Annotated in this window: 31 protein-coding genes and 1 tRNA gene; 14 read left to right on the top strand and 18 right to left on the bottom strand. The window is 59.4% G+C overall.

Going from position 1 to position 26,796, the window contains the following annotated elements:
• Positions 1-54 precede the first annotated feature (54 nt).
• Positions 55-402, bottom strand: coding sequence for a DUF3288 family protein (locus SynPROS71_RS05810; RefSeq protein WP_186597348.1), 348 nt, complete (start codon positions 400-402; stop codon positions 55-57).
• Positions 403-440: 38 nt separating this feature from the next.
• On the opposite strand from SynPROS71_RS05810, the gene SynPROS71_RS05805 reads away from it, so the two are divergent.
• The 6 genes from SynPROS71_RS05805 to SynPROS71_RS05780 all read left to right on the top strand — a co-directional run bounded on the left by SynPROS71_RS05805 (position 441) and on the right by SynPROS71_RS05780 (position 3,894).
• The gene (locus SynPROS71_RS05805; protein ID WP_186597346.1) at positions 441-2,192 is read left to right on the top strand and encodes an ABC transporter ATP-binding protein; all 1,752 of its coding nucleotides are present in this window, start codon (positions 441-443) and stop codon (positions 2,190-2,192) included.
• Between the two features lie 72 nt (positions 2,193-2,264).
• A complete protein-coding gene (locus SynPROS71_RS05800; protein WP_186585297.1) occupies positions 2,265-2,522 on the top strand; it encodes a hypothetical protein in 258 nt (85 codons plus the stop codon).
• A gap of 24 nt (positions 2,523-2,546) precedes the next feature.
• A complete protein-coding gene (msrA, locus tag SynPROS71_RS05795) occupies positions 2,547-3,269 on the top strand; it encodes a peptide-methionine (S)-S-oxide reductase MsrA (RefSeq protein WP_186597344.1) in 723 nt (240 codons plus the stop codon).
• Positions 3,266-3,445, top strand: a complete 180-nt coding sequence (locus tag SynPROS71_RS05790) for a hypothetical protein (protein ID WP_186597343.1) — start codon at positions 3,266-3,268, stop codon at positions 3,443-3,445. Before msrA ends, SynPROS71_RS05790 begins: the two co-directional genes overlap by 4 nt.
• A gap of 13 nt (positions 3,446-3,458) precedes the next feature.
• Positions 3,459-3,806: a hypothetical protein gene (locus SynPROS71_RS05785; protein ID WP_186597341.1), complete on the top strand. Its 348-nt coding sequence runs from the start codon at positions 3,459-3,461 to the stop codon at positions 3,804-3,806.
• 14 nt (positions 3,807-3,820) lie between these two features.
• Positions 3,821-3,894, top strand: a tRNA-Pro gene (locus SynPROS71_RS05780).
• 55 nt (positions 3,895-3,949) lie between these two features.
• Here SynPROS71_RS05780 and SynPROS71_RS05775 read toward each other — a convergent pair.
• The 10 genes from SynPROS71_RS05775 to SynPROS71_RS13860 form a co-directional block, all read right to left on the bottom strand.
• Positions 3,950-4,594, bottom strand: a complete 645-nt coding sequence (locus SynPROS71_RS05775) for a cysteine dioxygenase family protein (protein ID WP_255442491.1) — start codon at positions 4,592-4,594, stop codon at positions 3,950-3,952.
• Between the two features lie 28 nt (positions 4,595-4,622).
• Positions 4,623-6,131, bottom strand: a complete 1,509-nt coding sequence (locus tag SynPROS71_RS05770) for a GNAT family N-acetyltransferase (protein ID WP_186597337.1) — start codon at positions 6,129-6,131, stop codon at positions 4,623-4,625.
• Positions 6,128-7,126: a DMT family transporter gene (locus tag SynPROS71_RS05765; protein ID WP_186597335.1), complete on the bottom strand. Its 999-nt coding sequence runs from the start codon at positions 7,124-7,126 to the stop codon at positions 6,128-6,130. Before SynPROS71_RS05765 ends, SynPROS71_RS05770 begins: the two co-directional genes overlap by 4 nt.
• A gap of 33 nt (positions 7,127-7,159) precedes the next feature.
• Positions 7,160-7,918, bottom strand: a complete 759-nt coding sequence (locus tag SynPROS71_RS05760) for a hypothetical protein (protein WP_186597333.1) — start codon at positions 7,916-7,918, stop codon at positions 7,160-7,162.
• 5 nt (positions 7,919-7,923) lie between these two features.
• On the bottom strand, positions 7,924-9,033 hold the full coding sequence (locus SynPROS71_RS05755) for a Rieske 2Fe-2S domain-containing protein (RefSeq protein WP_186597331.1): 1,110 nt from the start codon (positions 9,031-9,033) through the stop codon (positions 7,924-7,926).
• Between the two features lie 2 nt (positions 9,034-9,035).
• The gene (locus SynPROS71_RS05750; RefSeq protein WP_186597329.1) at positions 9,036-9,551 is read right to left on the bottom strand and encodes a hypothetical protein; all 516 of its coding nucleotides are present in this window, start codon (positions 9,549-9,551) and stop codon (positions 9,036-9,038) included.
• Positions 9,548-9,814, bottom strand: coding sequence for a hypothetical protein (locus SynPROS71_RS05745; protein WP_222929544.1), 267 nt, complete (start codon positions 9,812-9,814; stop codon positions 9,548-9,550). The genes SynPROS71_RS05750 and SynPROS71_RS05745 overlap by 4 nt, the downstream gene beginning before the upstream one ends.
• A 59-nt stretch (positions 9,815-9,873) precedes the next feature.
• Positions 9,874-10,506, bottom strand: coding sequence for a Crp/Fnr family transcriptional regulator (locus SynPROS71_RS05740; protein ID WP_186597327.1), 633 nt, complete (start codon positions 10,504-10,506; stop codon positions 9,874-9,876).
• A 171-nt stretch (positions 10,507-10,677) separates the two neighbouring features.
• On the bottom strand, positions 10,678-11,658 hold the full coding sequence (gene pstS / locus SynPROS71_RS05735) for a phosphate ABC transporter substrate-binding protein PstS (RefSeq protein WP_186597325.1): 981 nt from the start codon (positions 11,656-11,658) through the stop codon (positions 10,678-10,680).
• 91 nt (positions 11,659-11,749) lie between these two features.
• Positions 11,750-11,980 (bottom strand): hypothetical protein, encoded by a 231-nt coding sequence (locus tag SynPROS71_RS13860; protein ID WP_255442490.1) that lies wholly within the window; start codon positions 11,978-11,980, stop codon positions 11,750-11,752.
• Here SynPROS71_RS13860 and SynPROS71_RS05730 point away from each other — a divergent pair.
• A complete protein-coding gene (locus SynPROS71_RS05730) occupies positions 11,903-12,103 on the top strand; it encodes a hypothetical protein (protein ID WP_186597323.1) in 201 nt (66 codons plus the stop codon). The genes SynPROS71_RS13860 and SynPROS71_RS05730 overlap by 78 nt on opposite strands.
• Before the next feature lie 22 nt (positions 12,104-12,125).
• On the opposite strand, the gene SynPROS71_RS05725 is transcribed toward SynPROS71_RS05730, so the two are convergent.
• Entirely contained in the window at positions 12,126-12,944 is an 819-nt protein-coding gene (locus SynPROS71_RS05725) for a 3'-5' exonuclease (protein ID WP_186597321.1), read from the bottom strand.
• Between the two features lie 82 nt (positions 12,945-13,026).
• On the opposite strand from SynPROS71_RS05725, the gene SynPROS71_RS05720 reads away from it, so the two are divergent.
• Entirely contained in the window at positions 13,027-13,485 is a 459-nt protein-coding gene (locus SynPROS71_RS05720; RefSeq protein WP_186597319.1) for a peroxiredoxin, read from the top strand.
• Entirely contained in the window at positions 13,482-14,207 is a 726-nt protein-coding gene (locus SynPROS71_RS05715; protein WP_186597317.1) for a DUF1350 family protein, read from the top strand. The genes SynPROS71_RS05720 and SynPROS71_RS05715 overlap by 4 nt, the downstream gene beginning before the upstream one ends.
• 2 nt (positions 14,208-14,209) lie before the next feature.
• Here the strand turns inward: SynPROS71_RS05715 and acs are convergent, their stop codons facing one another.
• Positions 14,210-16,180 (bottom strand): acetate--CoA ligase, encoded by a 1,971-nt coding sequence (gene acs / locus SynPROS71_RS05710; RefSeq protein WP_186597315.1) that lies wholly within the window; start codon positions 16,178-16,180, stop codon positions 14,210-14,212.
• Positions 16,181-16,332: 152 nt separating this feature from the next.
• On the opposite strand from acs, the gene SynPROS71_RS05705 reads away from it, so the two are divergent.
• Positions 16,333-17,034 (top strand): HAD family phosphatase, encoded by a 702-nt coding sequence (locus SynPROS71_RS05705; protein ID WP_186597313.1) that lies wholly within the window; start codon positions 16,333-16,335, stop codon positions 17,032-17,034.
• Here the strand turns inward: SynPROS71_RS05705 and sds are convergent.
• From sds to SynPROS71_RS05680, 5 genes are read right to left on the bottom strand one after another with little or no spacing between them, the layout of a single operon-like run.
• A complete protein-coding gene (gene sds, locus SynPROS71_RS05700) occupies positions 17,018-17,989 on the bottom strand; it encodes a solanesyl diphosphate synthase (protein ID WP_186597311.1) in 972 nt (323 codons plus the stop codon). The two genes, SynPROS71_RS05705 and sds, sit on opposite strands and share 17 nt — an antisense overlap.
• Before the next feature lie 22 nt (positions 17,990-18,011).
• Positions 18,012-18,818, bottom strand: a complete 807-nt coding sequence (gene murI, locus SynPROS71_RS05695; protein ID WP_186597309.1) for a glutamate racemase — start codon at positions 18,816-18,818, stop codon at positions 18,012-18,014.
• On the bottom strand, positions 18,815-19,906 hold the full coding sequence (locus SynPROS71_RS05690) for an N-acetylmuramoyl-L-alanine amidase (RefSeq protein ID WP_186597307.1): 1,092 nt from the start codon (positions 19,904-19,906) through the stop codon (positions 18,815-18,817). The genes murI and SynPROS71_RS05690 overlap by 4 nt, the downstream gene beginning before the upstream one ends.
• Before the next feature lie 8 nt (positions 19,907-19,914).
• Positions 19,915-20,736 (bottom strand): carbon-nitrogen hydrolase family protein, encoded by an 822-nt coding sequence (locus SynPROS71_RS05685; protein WP_186597904.1) that lies wholly within the window; start codon positions 20,734-20,736, stop codon positions 19,915-19,917.
• A gap of 37 nt (positions 20,737-20,773) precedes the next feature.
• Positions 20,774-21,514, bottom strand: coding sequence for a 2-phosphosulfolactate phosphatase family protein (locus SynPROS71_RS05680; RefSeq protein ID WP_186597903.1), 741 nt, complete (start codon positions 21,512-21,514; stop codon positions 20,774-20,776).
• Between the two features lie 64 nt (positions 21,515-21,578).
• Here SynPROS71_RS05680 and SynPROS71_RS05675 point away from each other — a divergent pair, with 64 nt between their 5' ends.
• From SynPROS71_RS05675 to glmU, 4 genes are read left to right on the top strand one after another with little or no spacing between them, the layout of a single operon-like run.
• Entirely contained in the window at positions 21,579-23,159 is a 1,581-nt protein-coding gene (locus SynPROS71_RS05675; protein ID WP_186597305.1) for a UbiD family decarboxylase, read from the top strand.
• A gap of 5 nt (positions 23,160-23,164) precedes the next feature.
• Positions 23,165-24,484 carry a 3-phosphoshikimate 1-carboxyvinyltransferase gene (gene aroA / locus SynPROS71_RS05670; RefSeq protein WP_186597303.1) on the top strand — a complete coding sequence of 440 codons (1,320 nt, stop codon included), beginning with the start codon at positions 23,165-23,167 and terminating at the stop codon, positions 24,482-24,484.
• Positions 24,459-25,382: an MnmC family methyltransferase gene (locus SynPROS71_RS05665; RefSeq protein WP_186597301.1), complete on the top strand. Its 924-nt coding sequence runs from the start codon at positions 24,459-24,461 to the stop codon at positions 25,380-25,382. Before aroA ends, SynPROS71_RS05665 begins: the two co-directional genes overlap by 26 nt.
• 35 nt (positions 25,383-25,417) lie before the next feature.
• Entirely contained in the window at positions 25,418-26,761 is a 1,344-nt protein-coding gene (gene glmU, locus SynPROS71_RS05660; RefSeq protein WP_186597299.1) for a bifunctional UDP-N-acetylglucosamine diphosphorylase/glucosamine-1-phosphate N-acetyltransferase GlmU, read from the top strand.
• The last annotated feature ends 35 nt before the right edge of the window (positions 26,762-26,796 follow it).

Below are 26,796 nucleotides of genomic sequence, written 5' to 3'. Positions count from 1 at the left end.
ATTACCCAGAATGAATCAGGTGACCAGTTCTTCTGGCGTCTCTGTCTCCCGGCGTCACGGACTGTCGGATTGCTGAGCATCGAATCCCGATCCCACCTCGTCTGCGTCGGACTGACCGGGACGAAAGCCGGCGGACCAAAGCTCGCGCGCCCGGCTGTTGAGGTCATCACGGGACATGCCCCAGAAGGTCAGGACTCGATCGAGGTCATGACGAAGGGAGGCAGCACCAGGAAACAGCTCGTAGCGCATGAAAAGCCTTGCCAAGTCAGTGACGTCTTGGTCACCTGGACGTTCGCTCGCCAAAAGGCGATCCACCGTGTCGCGGTCGATCGCCTCGAGAGGATGGTTCTGATCACCGGAATCGGACACGCCACGCTCGCGATTGGCCGCAGCCTGACGCATCGACTGATGCCTAGGTTGTTGTCTGTTCAGGATCTCCGATGGCCGCCTTCCGCCTCGATCTGATCGGCCGCTACCTGAAACCTCACCGACGCACGGTGATGCTTGGCGCCATCGCTCTTGTGGTGGTGAACATTCTCAGCGTCACCATCCCTTTGGAAGTCCGGCGGGTCGTGGACGATCTTCAGAACGATTTTGCGCTGTCGGATGTGCTGACCCAGGCCGGCTGGATCGTTCTCCTGGCGAGCTCGATGGCGGTGGTGCGGTTGATTTCCCGTCAACTCGTGTTCGGTGTGGGGCGCCAGGTGGAGGTGGAGCTGCGCCAGAAGCTCTTTGACCAGATGCTGCAACAGGAGCCCGGCTGGGTTCAAAAAACCGGCAGCGGCGAAGTGATCAGCAGAGCCACCAGTGATGTGGAGAACGTTCGCCGGCTGCTGGGGTTTGCTGTGCTCAGTCTCACGAACACCGCGTTGGCCTATGCCTTCACCCTGCCGGCCATGCTGGCGATTGACCCAGGACTCACCGTGGCAGCGATTGCGCTTTACCCGGTGATGCTGGGATCCGTCCGACTGTTCGGGCGAAGAATGATGCATCAGCAGCGCCGGCAACAGGAGGCGTTATCAGGACTGAGCGAACTGATCCAGGAAGACCTCTCAGGCATCGCTGCCATCAAGATCTACAACCAGGAAGATCAGGAACTCGATGCGTTCAGTTCTCGGAATCGCCGCTACCGCGATTCTGCGATCCAACTGGCCAAAACCCGCAGCACTTTGTTTCCCCTCTTGGAGGGAATTTCCTCGATCTCTCTTCTCCTCCTGCTGGCTCTCGGTAGTGGGCAGCTTCAACAGGGCACGCTGTCGATCGGCGGACTCGTGGCGCTGATTCTGTATGTGGAACGGCTGGTGTTCCCGACCGCTTTGTTGGGATTCACGCTGAACACCTTTCAAACCGGTCAGGTGAGCCTTGAGCGGGTGGAGGAACTTCTCTCAAGAGAACCTTTGATTCGCGACAGCGGCCAACTGACCCCACTTCAACAGCCAGTGCGTGGCGAACTTGAGGCCCGCAACCTGCACATCCGATACGAAGACAGTGCAAAGGACACGTTGAACGGCCTCAGCTTCCGCATTCGAGCTGGAGAACTCGTGGCTGTGGTGGGACCCGTCGGGTGTGGAAAGACGACCCTGGCAAGAGCCCTCGGTCGAATGGTGGACGTACCGGCAGGAGAGTTATTCCTCGATGGCTACGACATCACCAGACTTCGCCTCGAAGACCTGCGCGCTCAGCTCGCTCTCGTCCCCCAGGAGGGCTATCTCTTCACCAATACCCTTGCGGACAATCTCCGGTACGGGGAGCCTGAGGCCTCCATGGACAGGGTGGAGTCCGCTGCGGAGCAAGCGCGATTAATGAGCGATGTGCGGGGCTTCCCTGACGGGATGAACACCCTGGTCGGAGAACGGGGAATCACACTCAGCGGAGGCCAGCGTCAGCGCACGGCCCTGGGCCGGGCCCTGTTGATGGACTGTCCTGTGCTGGTGCTCGATGATGCCCTCGCCAGCGTGGACAACAACACGGCCGCAGAAATCCTGACATCGGTGCGACGTCAGACCCAACGAACCGTAGTGATGATCAGTCACCAGCTCTCTGCTGCTGCTGCGTGCGATCGCATCCTCGTGCTCGAGGAGGGACGCCTGGTGCAGCAAGGCCATCACAACCAGCTGATTCAAGAAAAGGGGCTCTACCGCAGTCTCTGGGAGCGGGAACAGGCCGCGGAACGGCTGGAATCAGTGGCCTGACGCAAAGCTTGCGCAATGAACGGCGGACAAAGCTGCTGCCCTCGGCTTAGCTGAGTTCACTGCCCCGGAATCATGACGTCAGGCAACGACACCCCCTTTCACGTTCGCTGCACCCTCACGTTCGGTGATATCTACGGCCAAATCCTGGCCTGGATGGCTGTGATCTTCGTGAGCCTCGCTTCAGGACTTGCGCTCATGGGATCTTCAAGACCCCTGTTTGCCCTGGTGGGTGTGGGACTGATTCTCGTTCTAAGCCTTCCATTCCTGCTCTTTGCCTTTGTCACCACTCTCCTGAACCACATTCGCCTGGATCCAGGATCAACGACCTAATTTGGGTTCTGATATTCCCTTGCCATGCTCCCCAACTGGTTGACAGGATCCATTGGGACACCTGAGCAGGGTGATGGCACTGAGCGCCATGTCGTGCTCGGTTCGCCACTGCGGGCGCCCCTGATGGACGATCAGGAAGAGATCGTGTTCGGCTGCGGCTGTTTCTGGGGCGCGGAGAAAGGGTTCTGGAGACTTCCAGGCGTGATTTCAACGTCTGTTGGGTACGCAGGCGGGCAAACGGATCATCCGAGTTATGACCAGGTTTGCAGCGGACGAACCGGTCATACGGAAGTGGTGCGCGTGGTGTGGAGCTCACCTGCAATCGACGTGAGTGACCTGCTCAAACTGTTCTGGGAGTGTCACGACCCCACCCAGGGAGATCGCCAGGGCAATGACCGCGGCAGTCAGTACCGATCGGCGATCTACACAACAAATGCCCGCCAGATGCAGCTGGTTCAGGCCAGCCGTGCCTGGTATCAGAACGCCCTGTCGGAGGCTGGGCATGGTGAGATCACCACGGAGATCGCCGCCGATCGCCCTTATTACTTCGCCGAGGCTTATCACCAGCAATATCTGGCGAGACCAGGGAGCAGGCCTTACTGTTCGGCCATGCCCACAGGGGTGCGTCTCGGGAACTTCGATGGTGCCGATTACCGGCTTCCGGACAAAGTTTGGGGGCACTACGACTGGTCGATCAGCCATTGCGTGCTGCGTGGCGACAACAGTCCGATCGCGCTGAACCCTTGAACCGAACCCTCCCGGATCGCTGGGTCATCGCCATCCTGGCCGCGACGGTGCTCATGGTGTTCGCCCTGGCGTTCTCTCTCCGAGCACCGTCCCCGGACAGCCAGCCGTTCCTTTGGCGAGACTCGGGGCCAGAGCTCGATCGGGGTCCGACCAAGCCTGGAACCCTCGCAATCTGACCACGAAAGTCCCGTGTCATCCCCTCCCAAGCCATCAGCAAGGCGTCGCCTCCATCCCCTGCCCAAGGGGCTTGTGGAGCTTTACGGGCTGATTGCCGTGCTTGTGGTGCTGATCCCGGAATGGATCGCTGACGGCACAATCAATCTTGGTGAGCGGGGAGCGAAAGCGCCGTTGCCGATGACGTCGCGGGCCTGGAGAACCTTGCCGGAGTTGCAGCTGGCCTCCATGGCGATGCGAGAGCTGCGGGAGCTGTCCAGAGAACTGCGGATCTGGGGTTACGCAAGCGAATCGCGAGAGCGGCTCACTGCCCGTCTTCTCAGTCGCATCCGTCGACGGATCAAAGCCGTGGATGCCTTGTGATAACTTGATTCTGACGGGGCGTAGCGCAGCTTGGTAGCGCACCACTTTGGGGTAGTGGGGGTCGTGGGTTCAAATCCCGCCGCTCCGATTTCACCGTCGCCTTTTCAGGGCATTTCATCCCTCTACGGAGGGATTTTTTTTGTTCAGGCGTGGGCCATCACTTGCAGACGCGCATCCCGCAACCGACGTTGATGGGAGACGAGCGAGGACTTGGCCCTCAGTCCCGTGATCTGACGTTTCACCTGACTGTCAGGCAAGGCAAAGAACACGCCTCCATCAGTGAACTGGATTACCCCTTCCACCACATCGAATACACGGGCATTGGCGGTGATGGTGGCCAATGGCTGGAGAGCCGCATAAACATGCAAACTCACAAAAGGATTGCTGCTGGCGTTGCCCATCTGATGAATCAGGCGATGATCAACTGTTTGAATCTGACCAGGGTAGTAGTCACTTTGACGCTCAAATTCAAGCTGTGATCCATTAAGCCTGAACAACGAATGCGTTGCAGGACCAAAAGACTGAACGACTCCCCAGTGAGCCGTACCATGGTCATGGATTGCGCTGAAATCACCAGGGATCCAGCTCATCACCATGAGCTCAACAAAATCAGATTTCCAGACCAATCGCCGCCCATAACTATCTTCCAAAGGGTGATGGAATTCTGCCCATGGCAAAAGATCCTGCTCAACCAATCCAGCATCAGTAACGCGGCGCTCAAGTTGGGCAAGGCTCGAGGGAGGCTGTTCACCAATTGATGCAATTAGCGCTTGTAGACGCCGAGACATGCCAAGCGCTGTTCCAGGCACAGCCATCTCAAACCAACAAACACTGAAGGATCACAACATCGTGCCACGAATTTCCGAGAAATCCCACCTCTTTCTGAATGCCGACATGCTCAAAACCATGCCTCAGATGAAACGCCACACTCTGGTCATTCCTGGACACAACTTTGGCCACCAAATGCCGATAGCGCATCTCCCGCGCTTTGCCAATCACAAAGCTCTGAAGCTTGGAACCCAATCCCCTTCCCCGTGCAGACGCATGCACATAGGTTGATGTTTCTGCCGTGAAGCGATAACCCCAACGCGGCGAATAAGCCCGCAACTCCGTCCACCCCAGCACCTCCCCGCCCAGGGTGAGCACCCAGAAGCCAGACCTCTCTCCGCAGGCGCTCAACCGCTGCCGGAAGGACTCTGCCGTAATCAAGCCGGCGTCCATGGTGACGCCGCCCTGATCAACCGACTGCTGGTAAATCGCAGCCATCGCTGGCGCATGGTGATTCTGAGCTGACTCGATCAACGGGTCGCCTTCGGACTGACCGAAAATCCGCATCCATCCCAACAATTGCTGCATGGCATCAGGACCACCCAGCTCAGCCACCCTGGAAAAACCGCCAATGTTGCCCACATTGATCTCGCTCACCACGGGCTCTCCCGTGTCACCAGTGAGAAAGTCGTAACCGAGCACCCGCAGCCCCATCGATCGATAGGCCGGGGCCGTGGCTGCAACAACGCAACGCTCGTCCTCTGAGACCGCTTCCAGTTCACAGTCGGCATCAAAGGAGACATTGTTGATCCAATGACCACTCCGCGATCGCCGGCGATAGCCGGCGACGACCTCCCCATCCACAACCAGAACGCGTTTATCTCCCTTGCAAGTGCCAGGAAGGAACGGCATGACCAACCATTCCTCAGCAACATCACCGATCAAACCCATCACAGGCTCCAGAGAGGGAAAGGTCTCGACCTGGCGTAACCCCTGACTCAACTGCACACCCCCACCGGATCGACGCAAGCGGGACACACCACGGCCTTGGGTGCTGTTCGGTCGCTTGATCACGATGTCGCCCCAGAACTCAAGAACGTCGGCCAGGGCCTCCGACGAGCGAATCAACCGCGACGCAGGCATAAAGGATCCGGCAATATCAGCCAGGAACCAAGAAGCCAGCTGCCTGATCTTGCTGGAGGGCCGGTTCAGAAAGCGCGTGAGTGGCTCCAGCTGCTGCAGCAATTCGAGGTGACGGGGAGGGAACGGCTTCAGCGTTCTGCAAAACAGCAGATCAAAGCGCTCTGCAGGCAGAAGCTGCAGATCCCTGAGAGGCTCCGCCGTCCAGAGGGTGGCTGCAGCTCGATCGCTGAGACGAAGTGCAGGAAGCCTGTTGGTATCACCCCTCATCAACGACGCTCGCAAGTCGAGCAGAGGGAGGTGAAACGACTCAAACTCCTGATCTCTAGCCAACGCCTGATAGAAGCGGATCACGTCAGATCCGGATTGATCGCGATACGCCAGGGCATCGCAGATCACACCAATGGCCACCGTCATACGGACGGCGAAACGACGTTGTCCCCTTGCATCAACAAATCAGCCTTGCTGCTGGTTTCACGCTTATCTTCAGCAACTTGCGCCACAGGTGCTGGCTTCCCGAAGGTGGTAATAGCGATTCCCACCAGAATGACAACCGCTGCGATTAACTGCTTGCTGTCAGGGATGTTGTTGTTCACAAAGTAGGCGAATGTAAGGCCAACAAGTGGAGCAGGCGAAGCCCAACGTCCCATACTCACGGAGTTCAATTCAGCAGACGCTTTATACCAAAGCCACTGGGAAACAACGATGATCAAGCCAGCATAAACAAGCATTACAACCCAAAGAGATCCAGCGAAAACATCGGCGAAATGATGCACACCAAACAAATAGATCGCAACAAAAAAGAAAATTACACTCCCGGACAGATTCCTCGCAAAGAGCAACACTGGCATGGAGATCTTCCTTGACACCAGCTTTTTGCCAATGATCGACACGATCGAGAACACAAATGTGGAAGCGATCATCATTGCGTCGCCTTTATTGACATTGCCACCGGTACTGAACAACACAATCATCAACACGCCGACAATGATGAAGCCGTTACCAATCCAAACAGGCCTTGCCAGCACGGTGCCCAGAGCAAGAGCACCAATTAATGCGTACAGAACCGGAGCCATACGGCCGATAAGGATGGCATTGCTGGCAGTGGTGTACTCGAGACCTGTGAAAATCAAAGCTGAAATAAGCGCTGTCAGAGCACCATCCAGCAACATCAACCCTTTGATCGACCACGGAAGCTCTGAAATTTCCCTAAGGATGGCTGCCGGCTTGAACAACGTGAGCACGAGCATGGCGGCACAGAAATTACCGACTAACAGCACGTTGCAAGGTGACAACGCCTGATCGAGTCCGCCACTGAGACTCATGGCATGAACGATCAGGAACGAAACAATCACAGGGCGCAGTGACGCCAGAGATCGCGAGAAAAGAACCTCAAGCTGGGGAGAAAGCATGGACTCAATGGGAAGACGAGACAACGAAGACGTTCAAAGCAGCGAGCGGTATGTGGAAGGGTCGGCACGCAGTAACAGGAGGTCATTCAACTTCAGCACTTCCCCACGGATCTCCAGTGGCAGGGCGACGCGATCAAGCACCCTGTCGTTGACAGCATCACCCTTCTCATCAACAAGAAGAAGATCCAGTTCTTGATCCTGTGCATTACGGGTATGGAACATGGCAGGCACTCCTCCACTGATGCAGCGGACGGCACAACCGAGATGGGTCTTACCAGCACCGGGCTTCATCACACCGGAAAAACATTTGGCATCGATGATCTCGCCTTTGAGCGTGAAAGTCCCCAGGGAATTCGGCTCGGTGGGAACCGGTTGGGCCGAAAGGGGTGCAGCCAGGACTGTGGCGCGATTGGTATTCATCACGGTCAGGGTGCCATTGGAAAACAGGGCCCCGCGAAGCTTCACCCATTGACCGGTCTTGTCCAGCACCGATGCAGGGGGGGCGAGCTTACGGGTGCTCGCCAGCAAAACCCTGGAATAAGCACTCTCGCCGGAACCCTCAGGCCTGGGGATGAGCACTTGCGCTGCACCAGGACCATCGAGGAGCAGGCCACTGATCTCCCGGGTTGGTTGCCGCCAGCCTGGGCCGAACTGGTCCTGCAGGGCTGGAACCACAATCGACAGGATCAATGTGAGAACACTGAGGCCGAACACAAGCCAAATCACAAAGGCACGCAGTTCCGGCGGCAGTGGTAGGTAATGAACAAAGAAGGGTGACTTGCGCTGTGACATGACGATCAACTCACTGCGTTGAGAACAGGCTGGAGCGCTACCAACACACGGCCCTCTTGAATGCGAACGGGGAACACCGGCACACGCTCGGCAAACGGGGGTGGGGAAACACCGGTTTCAGCGCGGTACTCCCAGCCATGCCAGGGACACACCACACAGCCATGGCTGAGGCGACCATCAGCCAGAGGGCCATTTTGATGGGCGCAGACATTGCTGAGGGCGAAGACCGCATCGCCCTGACGGAACAAGGCGATGCGCTCACCACGGATCACCACCGGTATGCCGCACTCGTCCTCCAGATCATCGAGCGCCATCACATCCACAAACCCCTCGACAGTGAGAGCATCCGGCGAGGCATCAAGGGACCGATCGGCCTTGCGCTCCCGCCAGCCACTGATGAGATGCAGCCCGATCACGCACACAAACGACACGAGTGCCAGAGCCGTCAGCCAAGGGTCACGGTTGGTCTGAAGGGGACCCAAGAGGATGTGTCCAACAAGCAGTGCATAGGCGACATACACAGCCATATGAATTCCCTTCCAGATCGGCGGGGTGAGATTCACAAGCCAGAAGTCGTGGCTGGTGGCCGCCATCACGAACATCACCAACAGAGCCCCAAGCCCGAGGAGTTCAAACGGGAAAAAGGTGAGACTGTCGAAATGGCGATTCCCCACGAACAGGGAAACAAGGGGGTCGAGATCGCCGAAATCGTTGTACCAGGGCAGGGCACCAAAGAACTGGAAAGGAATTTTGGGAACAGACAGTCCGAGGGCTTGAAACGGTTGAGCTGGCAAACGGAAGCCATGCACATGAAACAGTGCCAGCAGAAAAGCGAGGACACCCATGTGCCGCCGGTTAAACAACAACACGTGAAAACGCTTGTTCAAACGGCTGAGGGGACCAATGCAGAGGATGATGCTGAGAAGAATGAAGGCGGCGCTTCCGTAGGCCCTGATTTCGACCCCTTCCCATTCAGCTACGGAGCCAACAGCACGATTGAGGGCATAGGTGATCTGGGTGAACACCACCAGGTAGCCCATCACCAGGGCCAGAAGAATGCCGTCGTAAATCAGCTTCTTACGGGTCCACTGAACAGCTTGATAGGGATGGCCCATGATCAGCGACTCTCTTGAAACAGATTGGAAGGAAGTGCCGCCAGATCAATGGTTCCGAGGGTTTTAGCCAAAGGAAGGCTTCGAAATACAAGCTGACCGGGGCGATCCGCGGAAAAGTCGCTTGGAAGGGGCAACGCAAGGGCCGATGCACCAGAAAGCTGACCGAGAAACACCGCTGAAGGGAGCGTTTCATCAGTGGTGGCATCGCCGCCGGTCCACAGGACCTGCACCTGGGCCTCCGATTGAATGTGCTGGGGTTGGATCAACAGCATTGGCTGACCCAATGGTTCCTGCTGATAACCAAGCAGAACGGGATGTCCATTCACCATGACTCGGGCGCTTCTGGACGCCGAAAGCGGCGCACTTGAAAAACCGAGTGACTGGTACAGCGGGGCCGAGGCAGGCGACGAAACCGGAACAGCCGGACGTAAAGCCAGGGCCGAAACAGAGAGCACAAGTGCAAGCACCGCAAGCAACGGGAACAGGCGCCTGTGCGTGATGCGATGGGATCGAATCATGGCCGCAAGGCAAGGCGATGGGCATTGCGCTCCCGCGGTGGCCCCTGACGGCGCACCCAACGCACAAGCAGGAGCGGCCAGAACAGTGACACGCCGGGAATGATCACCAAACGGAACAACGGGTGGGACCACCCCCTGGCAGACGGATCAATCGTCTGCACACCGAACAGTGAGAACAGAATGGCAATCACTAGCCCTGCATACCAATAGCCCTGCACGGCATGCAGGGCCAACAGAACCAATGGAAACGAGGAATCAGCCAAAGCCTTAAACCATCAGCTCTTTTTTAGGGACCCACCCTCGAGCTGACAATCCGGTTGACTTATTTCTTGGGCAGATGGGTGATCACAAGGTGGCGCTGGGCATCAATCTTGAGCCAACCCTCATCCCTGAGAAGGCCGATCACTCGGGTCACTGTTACGCGTGTTGTGCTCAAAGCGCTCGCCATCTCCTGATGGGTCAAACGAAGATTCAGGCGCAAACCTTCATCACAGGGCTGCCCGTAATCCTGGGCCAGCAATTCAAGAAAGCCGCGAACCCGTTCTTCAACGCGGCGTAAACCTAGAAGCGAGAGCAGGTATTCCGATTGGCGATAACGCAGAACAACAGCATCGAGAAGGGCTTTGGCGAGATCAGACGATTCGCCGACTTCCGCCATCGTCACGCACAGGAGATCGCAATCCGTGAGGGTGACGGCTTCGTAGGCCTCCACGGTGCTCAAAGGCTCACCGAATGGCTCATTAGGCCCGGCCAAGCCCAGTAAAAGCTCATCACCATGCACGGAAACGGCACCAAGCTTCACCATGCCTCTCACGACAAGCCAGAGGCTGTTCTTCAGCAAAGGCACCACACTGCCCGCGGAAAGGTGCACAAGGTTGCGCTTCTGAAAATTGTTCTCGAGAAGCTCAAGAAAACCGTCACGACGGCTGGAAACGGACTGAGGAGCAGAGACCATGGCTGAAGCTCTCGATACAACGAAGTGTATGGAGCGCAACATCCCTCACAGGCAAAGGGATGGAGATCAGTCCTTTAAGACTCCCCTAAAAATTCAGAAAGATAAAGGAAACATAAAAAGGGAGGGGTTGCCCCCTCCTCGATGATCCGATCAGTGCGTTGATTCAGAGAATCACTTGCCGATCTTGTTTACAGCAGCCTTGGCCTTGTTGAGGATGCCGCCCTTCAGGGGAACGAAACCGAGGCTAGGAGCCTGGTCCTGAGCCTTGGTGCTCAGCATGAAGTTGAAGGCTTTCTTGATGGCATCGGTGTTCTTGCCATTGCCGGTCTTGTAAGCCAGCACCCAGGTGAGGGTGGCGATGGGATAAGCACCCTTTGCGGTGGGGTTGGGGTTCTTGCCAGCCAGGTTGGAATCAAGCTTGATGCCGTTCAGTGCAGTCGCACCAGCCTTCACAGAAGGCTTGAGGAATTCACCAGACTTGTTCTGCAGGGCTGCAGCCACAACCTTGCCCTTGATGTAGGACTGGTTGACATAACCGATGGCGCCAACTTTGTTCTGGATGGTGCCAGCGACGCCGGAGTTGCCCTTGGCACCCACAGCGTTCTTACCGGGCCACTTGACGGACTTACCGGTACCCAGGGTCCACTCAGAGGAGAAGGCCTGCATGGAGTTGGTGAAGGCCTTGGTGGTGCCGGAACCGTCGGAACGGTGCACCCAAGTGATGTTGCCGGGGGCGCAACCGAGCTGCTTCCAGTTGGTGATCTTGCCGATCGCCACCTGAACAGCCTGCTTTTGGGTCAGCTTGAAGTCGCAACCGGGCTTGTTGTAACCGAAGGCGATGGTGCCGCCCACCATGGGGATCTGCACGACACCGCGCTTCACCTTGGCCATGTCCTTGGGCTTCATCGGATCATCAGAAGCACCGAAGTTCACGGTCTGGTCGATGAAAGCCTTACGGCCGGAACCGGATCCAACGGCCTGATAGTTGACCTGAGGGCCACCAGCCTTGGCCAGTTCAGCAAACCAGCGCTGATAGATCTTGGCGGGGAACGATGCACCTGCACCGTTCAGACGATCAGCTGCAGAAGCGGAAACGCCGGCTCCAAGAGCCAGCAAAGAGGAAAAAATGAGAGCCTTCTTGGCGAAGCTCATGGGAAGCCTGGGAGAAATCGGCGTCCTAGGAGTAGCTAACCGAAACGGATTTGGTCGTTAGCAGTAGGTTAAGAGACTTCGGAAACCTAGTTCAGGGCCGCCAAGACTCATCTTTGGTCCCAGACGAGCAGCACGAACGTGACCGCATTCCACTGCTCTCAAAAGGCAGACGCGTCGACACGCTGTAACGGGTGAGCCAACGATTCACACGACTGCGTTGACAGAAAGGAACCTCATTCAGGAGTTGGGAAAGCTCCAGTGCTCCAAGACGTTTCAGCTCGCGTACATCGACGTGCCAAAGGCATTCCGCTTCCCGGATCAAACGCGCCCAGGTTCGGACCTGCTGCCATCGCTGCAGGCGCAAACGAACGGAATCGTGGTGCGTCGACGCTTTCATACCGTCAGGGTGGCCGCCGCGGTGGAAGGATCGGCAAAAAACCCATGAGGCTTCGGACTGCTGAAGCAAATCAGGATGCTTGTGGCAACGCAGCGTCAACCGGCACAACAGTGAAGGGAAGCTCCCGCTCCTCCCGCTCCGAGAGCCGCCTGGCCCAGGCGCCCTTGACGGGTTCGTTCCAGCGGAAGCCGGCCTCCCGGGCCAGGTGGCGCTGGTCGTAAGACACCTGGGCACGCACGAGTCGACGCGGTTCCAGGGCATGGGCGATCAGTAACTCCAGGTCGTCGCAGCGCTGAAACACCTCAGCCAGATAAGTGCAATCGGTGAGAGCCCGATGCGCTGACCACACAGGAATTCCATAGGCCAGAGCAAGGTCAATCACCGAAGGCCTGGCTCTGAGATTGCGCGCTTCAGGCCAACGGATGTCTTCAAGAGTGCAAAGCCAAGGACGCTTCGCCTCTGGCAAAGCACCGCGACCGAACCACTGCCGATCAAAGGCAGCATTGTGAGCCACCAAATAATCCGCGCGCTCCATCAGCTGCTCAAACCAAGCCAGCCCATCAGCCCAGGGCTGATCCACGCGGCTCACCTCTGCTGGGATTCGATTGATCGACTCAGCGGGATTGCGATCGACAGGCAGAAGACACGACATCTGAGCCAGCACCTGGCGATGGGGGACGGAAAACAGAATCGCTCCAAGTTCGAGGCACTGATCACGATCGGCATCCAGCCCTGTCGTTTCGGTGTCAACAATCAGCAGACAGGACGGGGGCGTCTCCGGAGCTGATTCTGCGCTCGCCGGCTGCTCAATCGGGCGCGACGGAAGAGACGGCGATTGAAAACCCTGCAAAAGATCCAATTGACCAGACTCCAGGGCACTGTCAGTCATTGGTGGGGGCCATCAGATCTCAGCGATCCATTCTCTCGTCAACCGCAATCGCTTCCTAGGGTGAATTGAGTGTTGAAGTCCAATGGCACTGAAGACCGGCGACGCGGCCCCGAGCTTTGCTCTCGAGGATCAAAACGGTGAGATGCGCCGGCTTGATGACCTCGATGGCCGGATTCTTGTGCTGTTCTTCTATCCGAAGGACGACACTCCCGGCTGCACTGCGGAGGCCTGCACATTCCGGGATAATTACGCCAATCTCACGGCACTGGGGGCTGAAATTTGGGGAGTGAGCGGGGATGACGCAGTGAGCCACAGGCGTTTCGCTGAACGCCACCAATTGCCGTTTCCGCTACTGAGCGACAAAACGGGAAGCTTGAAAAGGGCCTTCGGAGTGCCCAAAACGTTCGGACTCCTCCCCGCACGGGTGACCTACGTGATTGATCAGAAGGGCGTGATCCAATTGGTTTTCAACAACCTTCTCGATGGACCAGCCCACGTGAAGGAGGCGGAGTCGATCGTGCGCACTCTGGCCGCAGGGTGAACCGTTGGCAGCGACGCGAACAGTGCTGGTGCCTGTGGCCAACGGACTCCATCCGCGGGCTCGTGGACTTCATCGGCGGCAGCTATCTCGCCACCAGTCCCCAGATCAGCTACCGACGCCTCTTGGAATGGTTGGCGGATGAGGGCTATGCCGTTCACGCCTGGAGTTACGTTCCGGGATTCGACCACCAGCTTCAGGCCCGCGAGGGCTGGCAGCAGCTGAGGCAGTGCCGACGCCTCCTTGAAGAGCGCCTGAACAGCTCGTTGATGCCGTTGCGGCTCGGCCATAGTCTCGGCTGCAAGCTCCATCTCCTGGCTCCGGATGATGGGCGCGGCTGCAGCGGTCTTGCAGCACTGAGCTTCAACAACTTCACGGCCGACCGCTCGATTCCCCTGCTCGGGACCCTCGCCCCGAAGCTCGGAGTGGTCACCGAGTTCAGCCCCGGGCCAACGGAAACACTCAACATGATCGAGCGTTTCTACAGGCAGGAGCGCAATCTGGTTGTGCGTTTTGGAGACGATGCCCTCGATCAAAGTGATGATCTGATTCAGGCACTCCAGCGCAGACCCGGGGACCAAAGCCGCTTTGTACAGACATCAGGCGACCACCTCACTCCAGCGAGTGCAGGACTCAGGCAGGGACTTCTCGGCGACTGGGCTGATGACCCAAGCCGCAGCCGACGAATCCGTCGGTTGGTCGACCTTCTCGTTGCGTGGGCCTGAGATCAGGCTCTCAAGCGATCCAGTACGGAGCGATCTTCCAGGGTGCTGGTGTCCCCTGTCACATCCTCCCCAGCAGCAAGCGCCCTGAGAATCCGGCGCATGATCTTGCCACTCCGCGTCTTGGGAAGAGCATCACTGCAGCGGATTTCATCCGGACGGGCGATCGGACCGATTTCGATGCCCACATGGGCCCGCAACTCAGCGATCAGAGCATCACTGGCTTCGCGATCAGCCTCAAGAGTGACGAACGCCACGATGCCTTCGCCTTTGAGATCATCAGGACGACCGACCACAGCGGCCTCAGCCACCGCAGGGTGACTGACCAAGGCTGATTCGATTTCCATGGTGCCGAGACGATGACCGGAGACGTTGATGACATCGTCCACGCGTCCCATCACCCAGAAGTAACCATCAGCATCCTTTCGGGCGCCATCGCCTGCGAAGTAGATGTGGCTGCCATCCTCAGGACGGATGTGTTCCCAGTAACTCTGGCGGAACCGCTCAGGATTGCCATGAACGGTACGCATCATCCCTGGCCAAGGACGGCGCACAACGAGGTAGCCCCCTTCGTTGGCGGCCACACTGTTGCCCTCGGCGTCCACCACATCGGCTTCGATCCCGGGAAGTGGAAGGGTCGCTGACCCGGGCTTGGTGGGGGTGGCCCCGGGCAGAGGGCTGATCATCACGCCACCCGTTTCGGTCTGCCACCAGGTGTCAATGATCGGGCAGCGGCCACCGCCGATCACATCCCGATACCACATCCAGGCTTCGGGGTTGATGGGTTCGCCAACGGTTCCGAGCAGTCGCAGGCTGCTCATGTCGAACTGATCAGGCACGGTCCGGCCGTTTTTCATGAAGGCCCGGATCGCCGTGGGAGCGGTGTAGAAGATCGTGACCCCGTGCTTCTGGATCAACTCCCAGAAAGCTCCCGGTTTGGAAGGTCGTGGAGCTCCCTCGTACATCACCGTGGTGGCCCCATTGGACAGCGGGCCGTACACGATGTAGCTGTGTCCGGTGATCCAGCCCACATCCGCTGTGCACCAATACACGTCGTTATCGCGGAGATCGAAGATCCACTGAAACGTGAGATGAGCCCAGAGGTTGTAACCCGCTGTGGTGTGCACCACACCCTTGGGTTTGCCGGTGGATCCGGAGGTGTAGAGCACAAACAGTCGGTCTTCGCTTGCCATCGGCTCGGCGGGGCATTCATGGGACTGACCCTCCACCAGCGCATGCCACCACTGATCACGGCCCGGCACCATGTCCACCGGCTGTTTGGTGCGCTGCACCACCAGCACGGAGGTCACCGACGGACAGGCACCGTCGGCCAGAGCGGCATCGACAGCAGGTTTCAGAGAAACGGGCTTGTCCTTGCGGAAGCCACCGTCGGCGGTGATCACGGCCTTGGCCTCACCATCGATCAACCGGTCCCGGAGCGCTTCTGCGGAGAACCCTCCGAACACCACTGAGTGGGGAGCTCCGATGCGAGCGCAGGCCAGCATGGCAATGGCCGCTTCCGGAACCATCGGCATGTAAAGGGCCACCAGATCCCCTTTGCCAACGCCCATGGACTTGAGCGCGTTGGCCGCCTTGCACACCTCAGCGTGCAGTTCCCTGTAGGTGAAGCGGCGGACATCGCCGGGTTCCCCCTCCCAGATCAGGGCAGTCTTGTCAGCCGTCTCACCGTGAAGATGGCGGTCAAGGCAGTTGTGGGAGAGATTGGTGGTGCCTCCCTGGAACCAGCGCGCGAAGGGAGGGTTGGACCAGTCGAGGACCTGATCAAACGGAGTGAACCAATCGAGTTCCTGACGAGCCGCATCGCCCCAGAACGTTTCCGGATCCTTTCTGGCCGCATCGGCCATGGCTTGGTAGGCATCCATGCCACCAATTCGGGCTGACTGAGTGAGCTCAATGGGCGGAGCAAAAACGCGCTGTTCCTTGAGCACGCTTTCGATCGTGGAACCTTCGCTCATCGCCAGCAACCGCTTGCAGTGTCTCGGCAAGGTTATCCAGCACGAAGCGCCATCGACAGTGCGTCGTTGCCAAGCGTTGCCAGGCTCCCTTCACCGTGATTGAAGCCAGACGCTACCGGTTGCAGAATGCAGATAGGAGCCGATTGACCCGCATGCCTGAGCCGGCGTCAACGCTTGCTGGAACCACAGTTCCTGAGGCATTTCTCTTCGACCTGGATGGCGTTCTTCTGGATACAGAACCCCTGCACGCGATCGCATGGCGGCAAGCAGCCTCCCACTTCGGGACTGATCTAACCGATGCAAAGCTTGCGCAGTTGCAAGGCCAGCGCCGGCAGGAGAACGCCCGGCTGGTCTGTTCTTGGATCAGTCAGCCCATCAGCCCCGAGCAATTGCTCGCGGTGCGTCAACCGCTTGCCACTGATTTGATGACCGCAGCCCCGGCGATGCCGGGAGCCGAGTCTCTCGTGCGCTACATCCATTCCCTGGATCTGCCGATGGCACTGGTCACCAGCAGTGATCAAAACTCCTTGCGACAGAAAATCCGTCACCATTCCTGGGTGAATCTGTTGCAGGTGCAGGTTTGTGGGGACGACAGGGCACTGAAAGCTGGAAAACCGGCTCCAGACCCTTACCAGCTGGGAGCCTTGAAGCTGAATGTGCAACCGGAGAATTGCTGGGCCTTCGAAGACTCCGATGCCGGTTGCCAATCGGCGCAACTCGCTGGCTGCAACGTGTGGCGTCTTATGCCATCGGCTGGACTTTCTAAGCCCAACAACTGCGAAGGAATCACCAAGATTCAGGCACTCTCCGAGGTGGAGACGCGCTTGCGAACAGTGTTCAGTACAGGCGACTGAGCACGAAGTCAGGCAATTCGAGCAAAGCCGTGCGGCAAGTGGATTCCGGCAGCCATCTCAGGGCCTCACGGGATTCCTGGGCAAAGCGTTCGGCAAGCTGACGGGTCCGAGCAATGGCATCGGATTGACGCACGATCCGGAGAGCTTCGTCGAGATCACCCTCGTTGCTGAATTCCCTTTCAATCAACACGCCGAGAGAAGGATTTTCTTCGAGCGCGTAGAGCGCTGGGGCGGTGAGGTAACCACTGGAGAGGTCACTGGCCGCGGGCTTACCGAGCTGCTGATCACTCCCGGTGAAATCGAGAATGTCATCAACAACCTGAAAGGCCAAGCCCAGTTGCCGGCCGTAGTGGTAAAGAGATTCCAATTGAGGCTCGGTGCAGCCACTGAGAACGCCCGCCGCCCTGGCACTGTTGGCAATGAGGGAGGCTGTTTTGCAGTAACTCTTCTCGAGGTAGGTCTCGAAGGTCTGCCCCGTGTCGTAACGGAACAATCCCTGCTTCACCTCTCCATCAGCCAGATCCATGATCACGCGGCTGAGGAGCTTCACCACATCGAGATTGTCCAGATTGGCAAGGTGCCAGCTGGCCTGTGCGAAGAGAAAATCGCCAGCAAGGACCGCGACGCGATGGTTGAAACGGCTGTGGACTGTTTCCACACCCCGGCGAGTCCCCGCTTCATCCACAACGTCGTCGTGAACGAGGGAAGCGGTGTGGATCATCTCGGTGATCTCTGCCAGACGCCGATGCCTTGGCGAGAGCTCTCCATCGGGGGATAAACCGCGTGAGACGAGCAGCACAATTCCCGGTCTTAACCGTTTCCCGCCGGCACTAAAAAGATGCTCAGCAGCAGCTTGCAAAATCGGATGTCCAGCACCGATCAGGCTGCGCAGATCGCTCAGCAGAATCTCGAGATCCGCCTCGACCGGCTGCAGCAACTCGGTGACGGTGGTCATGGGTCCCCTCGGTGGCGAGATCCTAGAAGGCATCGACCGAAGACTGCAGAGCAATCTGTTCGACCCGCGGGCATTGCCCCAGCCACGGCGTCGCACGATCAGCGAATCCCTGCGGATCCGATGTCACACAGATACGGGTGGCCTCGAGGGCCAGCGGCTGATCGAGGCCACCTGGCAACGGCTTGCCGAGCAGAGCATCGAGCTGGCTTGCCACGCCCAATGCCGGATCGATCAGTCGGATCGAATCAGGCAACAGATTGGAGAGGAGGGGAAGAAGCAGCGGGTAATGGGTACAACCCAGCACGATTGATTGCACCGAGGCCTCCAGAAGAGGCTGGAGATAGCCAATGGCTGCGCTGCGCAGTTCGTCACAGCTCAGGTCCCCTGCCTCGATGAGCGGAACGAAGTCCGGACAGGCCTGCTGCACCACAAGCGTTCCAGGGTGAAGGGCTTCGATGCTTTCTCGATAAGCACCGGATGCCACGGTCGCTGGAGTGGCCAAGACACCCACCCGCGACTCCCGCACCATGGCGGCAGCGGCGCCGATCAGACCGACCACTGGAACCCCGGCCTGCCCTTCAGCCACATCGCGAGCGAGAGCATTGGTGGTGTTGCAGGCCATCACCACAGTGGTGACCTGCTGATGACGCAGCCAGCCGACGACTTCGGAGGCGATAGCTCGGATCTCGGATGGAGAGCGACTGCCGTAGGGGACCCGGGCCGTGTCTCCCAGATAGATCGTGGGAACTCCCCCATGGCGTTCAAGCACACGCCGAAGCACCGTGAGCCCCCCCAGGCCGCTGTCAAACAAACCGAGACGGATGGTCAACGAACCCCCTGCAGATACTCAAGAATGCCGGCTGCAATCGCCAGTGCCAGCCTGCGACGATGGGAAGCGGTGGCGAGGCGAGCCGCATCGATATCACCGGTCACAAATCCCGTTTCCACCAGAGCTGCCGGCATGGTGGTGCGTCGAATCACAAAGAATCGGCCCCGACGCACCCCTCTGTTCGGGCTGCCTGGCGACACATTGAGCACTTGCTGCTGGATATGGGCCGCAAGACGGGCCGATCGGGGATCAGAGAAGTAAAAGGTCTCGATTCCATTCACATCCGGGCGCGACATGCTGATGGCATTGGCATGAATGCTCACGAACGCTGTGGCCCCAATCCGATTGGCCAGTGAGACCCGTGGTGGCAGGTCCACATCCACTTCAGCCGTGCGCGTCAGTGTCACCTGAACACCTTTGGCTTCCAAGAGGCGGGCGACCTGCAGGGAGATATCGAGAACGATCTCAGCCTCACGAATTCCGTTGATGCCCACCGCACCGGGGTCAGGACCTCCATGCCCTGGATCCACCACAACCCGGTACCGCCCCCGAGCGACGTCAGGCAAGCCCTCAGCGTTCACAGGTGTTTGCGTCGGCCGGATGCGCACGCCACCCCAGCGCCCGCTGCTGGCACGGTTGAGATCCCCCTCGCCGATTGACCGCAACCCCTGGGTGGGAAGCCCCTCAAACATCAATTTCCATCGATCCGGTGCCGTCCCCACCAGCCGTAGGTTCCCCGGATCAAGCGTCACCCCCTGCTGAAACTCGATCACCAGCCGGGTTGCTCCGGGTGTTGGCTTGCCAAGACGGATCTCACGAACCGGCCCCGACCCTGGAATCCGCCTGGGACGACTGAGCTCACCAGGAAAATCAATCCAAACCCGCGGCCCCTGACGACGATCACCGGCCTCGAAGAATGCATCCAGACGCGCGCCGGTCGACGTGCGCAACTGCAGAACCCCATCGTTCCCGAAGGACCAGGCCGCTAGAGCACTGGCAGCCCGAGCAGGCAATCCCACGAACCATCCAGCCGACTGCAGAGCAGCGGCAAGCAGCAGTGCGGTGAAACGACAGGGCAGCCGGGGCATGACCAAGCTCAGAACACCGTGGTTCGGCGGTGCTGCAGGCAAGGCATCTGACTGCGAATGCGAGCGAGGTGATCCAGATCCACTGGAGCGACGGCAGCCCCCTGGGACACCCCCGCATCCGCCAGAACGGTTCCCCAAGGATCGATCACCATCGAGTGACCATGGCTGAACCGACGACCGACATCGCTACCCGTCTGCGCTGGAGCCAGCACATACGCCGTGTTCTCGATCGCACGGGCTTGCAGCAGCACCTGCCAGTGGTCCTTCCCCGTAAAAGCCGTAAACGCAGCTGGAATCATCAGCAACTCGGCGCCGGCGCCGACGAGATAGCGATAGAGCTCAGGGAAGCGCACGTCGTAGCAAATGGACACCCCCACCCGACACAGTCCAGGCACATCCACCACCGGAGGGAGGGTGGAACCAGGCGAGAAACTGCTGGATTCCCTGTAGGAACTTCCGTCGGGCAGGTCCACATCGAAGAGGTGGATTTTGTCGTAACTAGCCAGAATTTGACCATCCCGTCCCACCAGCTGAGCTCTCTGCCAGGTGTGAGCACCATCACCCACCGGAACGGGAAATCCCCCGCCGAGAATCACCACCTGGTAGCGACGCGCCATGGTGATCAGAAACTGGGACGCCTGATCGGCGAGTGCCGGTGCGATCGCGAGACGCTGCTCAGGTTCACCGATGAAGGCGAAATTCTCAGGAAGTCCGATCAGCTCGGCACCCCGACGGGCCGCCAGATCAATCTGTTCTTCAGCAGCACTGAAGTTGGTCTCGGGATCTGACGTGCTGGTGAGTTGCACGGCAGCCGCCAGAAAATCACTCACAGCCATCGAATGCGTTCGATGCAAATGGTATGGCTGCTCAGACGCGGATGGCTCTTAAAACCCCTGGTTCAGTCTGTGTTGGCACCACACTCAACTGATCCAGACCGGCGCAGCAACTGAAATCGGCGTCGTGATTCCCGAGGCGCGTCAGTCGCTGGCCGTGGGACGCGACACGCAAACAGGCCTCAGGGTCGTGCTTCCACTGCGCCCACAGGGCCAGGGCCGCCTGCAGTTCATCGTTCGCAGCCTGGGCTCCGGCCGCCACTAAGGCGTCGGCCAGTGCCCCTGCCGCCAGGGAATCTTCAAGGGAGTAGGTGCCTTCCCAACCACTGCCAACCATCCACACACGCTCTGGCTTGTCGCGCAGGAGTCGCTGCGCAACCGCCATGCGGTTCGGGAGAGCCACTGTCATCACAACGGACACATCGCGAACTCTCTGAAGGGCGCGGGTGCCATTGGTGGTGCTCATGAACAGGCGTTTTCCCTGCACCACCTCCGGAATCACGGCAACGGGAGAATTCCCGAGATCGAATCCTTCGAGCATCCGGCCGCCTCGCTCTCCCAGCAACAGGCGGGTCTGTTCCGGCCAATCGCGGGACTGCAGGCGCAGCTCATCCAGATCGGCAAAGGCCTGAACCGCCTCGGCTCCGTTATGGAGTGCCCAAGCGATGGTGGTGGTGGCGCGCAGCACATCAATCACCACGGCGGCATCAGGTCCATCCGGCGAGCCAATGGCATCAGGAACATCGGCTGCCACATGGAAATAGGAAACCTGCATGGCCACGCTCATGATCCGCGTGCGTCACAGTACCGAGACCACCCACCGCTGAGGTGTTGTCTTCATGGCTCTGTTCCGCCCCGGCCCCGGCACCCGGGATCTGCGTTCCTTCATCCAACTCTTGGAAGAGCGTGGACAACTGAGGCGGATTCAGGCCCCCGTCGATCCCGATCTCGAACTGGCCGCCATCGCCGATCGCGTTCTGGCCAGTGGTGGACCGGCGCTTCTCTTCGAGAACGTGATCGGCTCCTCCATGCCGGTGGCCGTGAACCTGCTCGGAACGGTGGAACGGGTGGTGTGGAGCATGGGCCTCGATCGCCCAGAGCAACTGGAGGAGCTTGGAGAGCGGCTGGCCCTGCTGCAACAGCCCCGTCCTCCCAAAGGGCTTGGAGAAACCAAGAAGTTCGCGCGGGTGTTCTGGGATCTGGTGAAAGCACGACCCGACCGGGATCTGCTGCCTCCATGCCGCCAACAGATCTACAAAGGGGATGAGGTTGATCTCGGTCAGATCCCGCTGATCAGGCCCTGGCCAGGCGATGCCGGCGGCGTGATCACCCTGGGACTCGTGATCACCAAGGATCCGGAAACCGGGGTGCCGAATGTGGGGGTGTATCGGCTGCAAAGGCAGTCGGTGAACACCATGACGGTGCACTGGCTAAGCGTGCGTGGTGGTGCGCGCCACCTGCGCAAGGCCGCGGCCATGGGCAAAAAACTCGAGGTGGCTGTAGCCATCGGCGTGCATCCACTGCTGGTGATGGCAGCGGCCACACCGATCCCCGTCCAACTGAGTGAGTGGCTGTTCGCAGGGATTTATGCCGGCGAAGGTGTGCGGCTCTCACCCTGCAAAACCCTCGATCTGCAAGTTCCAAGCCACAGCGAAGTGGTGCTGGAAGGGACGATCACCCCTGGAGAGGTTCTGCCTGATGGCCCCTTCGGCGATCACATGGGGTTCTACGGCGGTGTCGAAGACTCCCCCCTGGTGCGCTTCCACTGCATGACCCAGCGCCGTGATCCGATCTTCCTCACAACGTTCAGCGGCCGGCCACCCAAGGAAGAAGCGATGTTGGCCATCGCTCTCAACAGGATCTACACGCCGATCCTGAGGCAGCAAATTCCTGAAATCAAGGATTTCTTCCTGCCCATGGAAGCGCTCAGCTACAAGCTGGCGGTGATCTCGATCGACAAGGCCTATCCAGGGCAAGCAAAGCGGGCAGCCATGGCCTTCTGGAGTGCCCTGCCCCAGTTCACCTACACCAAATTCGTTGTGGTGATCGACAGCCATCTGAATGTGCGCGATCCCAGGCAGGTTGTTTGGGCCATCGCTGCTCAGGTGGATCCACAGCGGGATCTCTTTGTTCTCGAGAACACGCCGTTTGACACCCTCGACTTCGCAAGCGAGCAATTGGGTTTAGGGGGTCGCATGGCCATCGATGCCACCACCAAGATCGGCCCGGAGAAAAATCACGACTGGGGAGAGCCCCTGAGCCGACCCGACGATCTCGAACAACGGGTGTCAGACCGGCTGGAGGAACTGGGGCTGGACGATCTAGCGGCTCAAGAGCCGGATCCGAGCCTGTTCGGCTACGCCCTCGATGCTCTCTTGCAGAACCGACCCATAGGATCGCGAGCATCCAAACCTTCCTGAACCACGTGACGGGATCCACCGCCGCTGCCCGTGAATTGAAAGCAGGCGGAAGCCTTAAGGGGCGTGTCAGGGTCCCGGGAGACAAGTCGATCTCTCACAGGGCCCTGCTGTTCGGAGCGATTGCCGAGGGTGAAACCACCATCGAAGGCTTACTTCCAGCCGAAGATCCAATCAGCACCGCCGCCTGCCTGCGGGCGATGGGAGCTGAGATCAGCCCGATTGCTGAAGGCGATTTGATCCGCGTCACCGGCGTCGGCCTCGATGGACTGCAGGAGCCAGACACCGTGCTCGACTGCGGCAACTCAGGCACCACCATGCGCCTGATGCTCGGGCTGCTGGCAGGCCGTCATGGGCGCCACTTCGTTCTTACCGGTGACGCCTCACTACGCAGGCGACCGATGCAACGGGTGGGCCACCCCCTAGCCATGCTCGGCGCCGAGGTCCGAGGCCGTGGTGATGGCAACTTTGCGCCGCTGGCCGTGCAGGGTCGCCGTCTGCGGGGGGCTGTGGTGGGAACCCCTGTGGCCAGTGCCCAGGTGAAATCAGCGTTGCTACTGGCGGCACTCACCGCCGAAGGGTCCACCACCGTGATCGAGCCCGCTCCCTCCCGTGACCACAGCGAGCGCATGCTGAAGGCGTTCGGAGCCGATCTCACCGTGGGAGGAGAAATGGGGCGGCACATCAGGGTGCAGCCAGGTGCTCAGCTGAAGGGACAGCACGTGGTGGTCCCGGGGGATATCAGTTCAGCAGCCTTCTGGCTAGTCGCAGGTGCTCTGGTCCCAGGTGCTGATCTCACCGTGGAGAACGTGGGGCTGAACCCCACGCGCACCGGCGTGCTGGATGTGCTGGAACAGATGGAAGCGAAGATTGAAGTGCTCAACCGCCGCGATGTGGCTGGAGAGCCCGTCGGCGATCTGCGCGTGACCAGCGGCCCACTGCAACCCTTCCGCTTCGGGGAGGACATCATGCCCCGGCTGGTGGATGAAGTGCCGATCCTCACGGTGGCGGCCTGTTTTTGCGATGGCGAAAGCCACATCAGCGGAGCTGCCGAGCTTCGAGTCAAGGAAACAGATCGCCTGGCCGTGATGGCCCGTCAACTGAAGGCCATGGGCGCTGACCTCGATGAAACACCCGATGGTCTGGTGATTCGCGGAGGTCGTCCCCTGCGAGGGGCGGCGCTGGACAGTGAAACGGATCACCGCGTGGCCATGAGTTTGGCGGTGGCATCACTGCTAGCAAGCGGTGACTCAACACTGAATCGAAGCGAGGCCGCGGCGGTGTCTTACCCCTCGTTCTGGGATGACCTTGCACGACTGCGGACCTGACCTCGGAGCACTGCACGCCTATCCGACTGCGGACGGGAGTTTCAGCCTGCAAAGCGAGCGGTTTGGTGAGGCCTTTCACAATTCCGCCGGTGCCCGCAACGAAGCCATCGCGAAGTTCGCCGTGCCAGCCCAGCTGGAGCGATTTCGCAACGGGACAGCGCTCAGGGTTCTCGATGTCTGTGTTGGCCTTGGATACAACAGCGCCGCGGTGTTGGAAGCGCTTCCCTCACCAGCTCCTGAGCTGATGTGGTGGGGGCTGGAACTCGACCGGCGACCTCTGGAGCTGGCCTTAGCCCAGCCGCACTTCCGCAGCAGCTGGTCGACATCCGTTCTGGAGATCCTCGAACAGATGCGTGATCACGGGGGTTGGCATCACACCTGCAGCAGGGGCGAGCTGCTCTGGGGAGATGCCCGGCGCATGTTGCAGATGATCCCCGGTGAACAGCATTTTGATCTAATCCTCCAGGACGCCTTCTCACCGCAGCGCTGTCCTGAGTTATGGACTGAAGAGTTCCTGGCAGGCCTGGCTGGACGCCTGGCACCAGGCGGCCGTCTGCTGACCTATAGCCGTTCAGCGGCGGTGAGAGCCAGCCTGCGACGAAACGGTTTAACCCTGCTGTCGCTCCTGCCAGCTCCGGGTGAACGACCAGGCTGGAGCAGCGGCACAATGGCCGTACGCCCCGGACCGCCGATTCCTGATGCAGGACCGGGCTGGAGAGCGCTGTTGGCCATGGAGGAAGAACACCTCCACACCCGTGCCGCCGTGCCCTTTCGTGATCCCAGCAGCGCTGATGACAGCGCTGCCATCCTGCGGCGCCGGAGCCTTGAACAGGCCAGCTGCAAGCTGGAGGCAACCAATGCCTGGCAAAGGCGCTGGCGGCAAGACGCCACCGGCTGATCCCGGTAGATTCCCCCGGGTTCGTTCTGCAGACCATGCTCGCCGTTGCCGTTCTGGCCGCAGGAAAAGGCACTCGCATGAAGAGTGCTCTGCCAAAGGTGCTGCAGCCCCTGGCAGGAGCCACGCTGGTGGAGCGGGTTCTGGCCAGTGCCAGAACACTGGCACCAGAACGCCGGATCCTGATCGTGGGGCACCAAGCCGAACGCGTAGAAGAGCAACTGAATCATCTCGAAGGTCTGGAATTTGTTCTCCAGCAACCGCAGAACGGAACCGGCCATGCCGTTCAGCAATTAATCGCTCCTCTTCAGAGCTTTACCGGGGAATTGCTGGTCCTGAATGGAGACGTTCCCTTGCTTCGAGCCGAAACGATTGAGCAGTTAGTGGAGACCCACCGCAACAGCGGTGCCGACGTGACCTTGCTCACGGCACGTCTGGCCGATCCGACTGGATACGGGCGTGTCTTCGCCGATGACGACGGTCGCGTGAGCGCCATTGTTGAGCACCGTGATTGCAGCGAAGAGCAGCGACGCAACACGCTGACCAACGCTGGCATCTACTGCTTCAACTGGAGCAAGCTCCTGGCCGTGCTGCCCAACCTCAGCACCGACAACGACCAGGGTGAGCTGTATCTAACCGATACCGTCTCCATGCTGGAGCGCGCCATGCATCTCGAGGTGGCAGACGCCGATGAAGTGAACGGAATCAACAACCGTCGTCAGCTAGCGCAGTGCGAAACCCTGCTCCAACAGCGCCTTCGCGACCATTGGATGGATCAGGGAGTGACCTTCGTGGATCCAGCCAGCTGCACCCTGAGTGAGTCATGCCGGTTTGGACGCGACGTTGTGATCGAACCTCAGACCCACCTGCGTGGTGTGTGCAGCATCGGCGACAACTGCCGCCTCGGACCTGGCAGCCTGCTGGAGGATTCCGAACTGGCCGAGAATGTCACCGTGCTGCATTCGGTGGTCCGCGGTGCCAAAGTCGCTCGCGATGTAGCGGTTGGCCCTTTTGCCAACCTGAGGCCGGCAGCAGACATCGGCGAAGGCTGCCGCATCGGCAACTTTGTTGAAGTGAAGAAGAGCACCCTGGCCGCAGGCACCAAGGTGAACCACCTGAGTTACATCGGTGATGCAGAACTTGGAACAGACGTGAATGTGGGCGCCGGAACGATCACCGCGAATTACGACGGTGTCAACAAACACCGCACCGTGATCGGAGACCGAAGCAAGACAGGAGCCAATTCGGTGCTGGTCGCCCCGGTCACCATCGGCGCCGATGTAACGATCGGAGCAGGATCCACGATCACCAAAGATGTTCCAAATGGCTCCCTGGCACTGGGTCGTGCCAAACAATGGGTGAAAGAGGGCTGGAATTCCTGAAAAAAACGTGATTGCGCTGCATTAAGAGTCAGCGA

The sequence above is a fragment of the Synechococcus sp. PROS-7-1 genome, from assembly GCF_014279795.1.
In the GTDB taxonomy this organism is placed as follows: domain Bacteria; phylum Cyanobacteriota; class Cyanobacteriia; order PCC-6307; family Cyanobiaceae; genus Synechococcus_C.
This window is presented reverse-complemented; position numbering and strand designations above follow the sequence as displayed.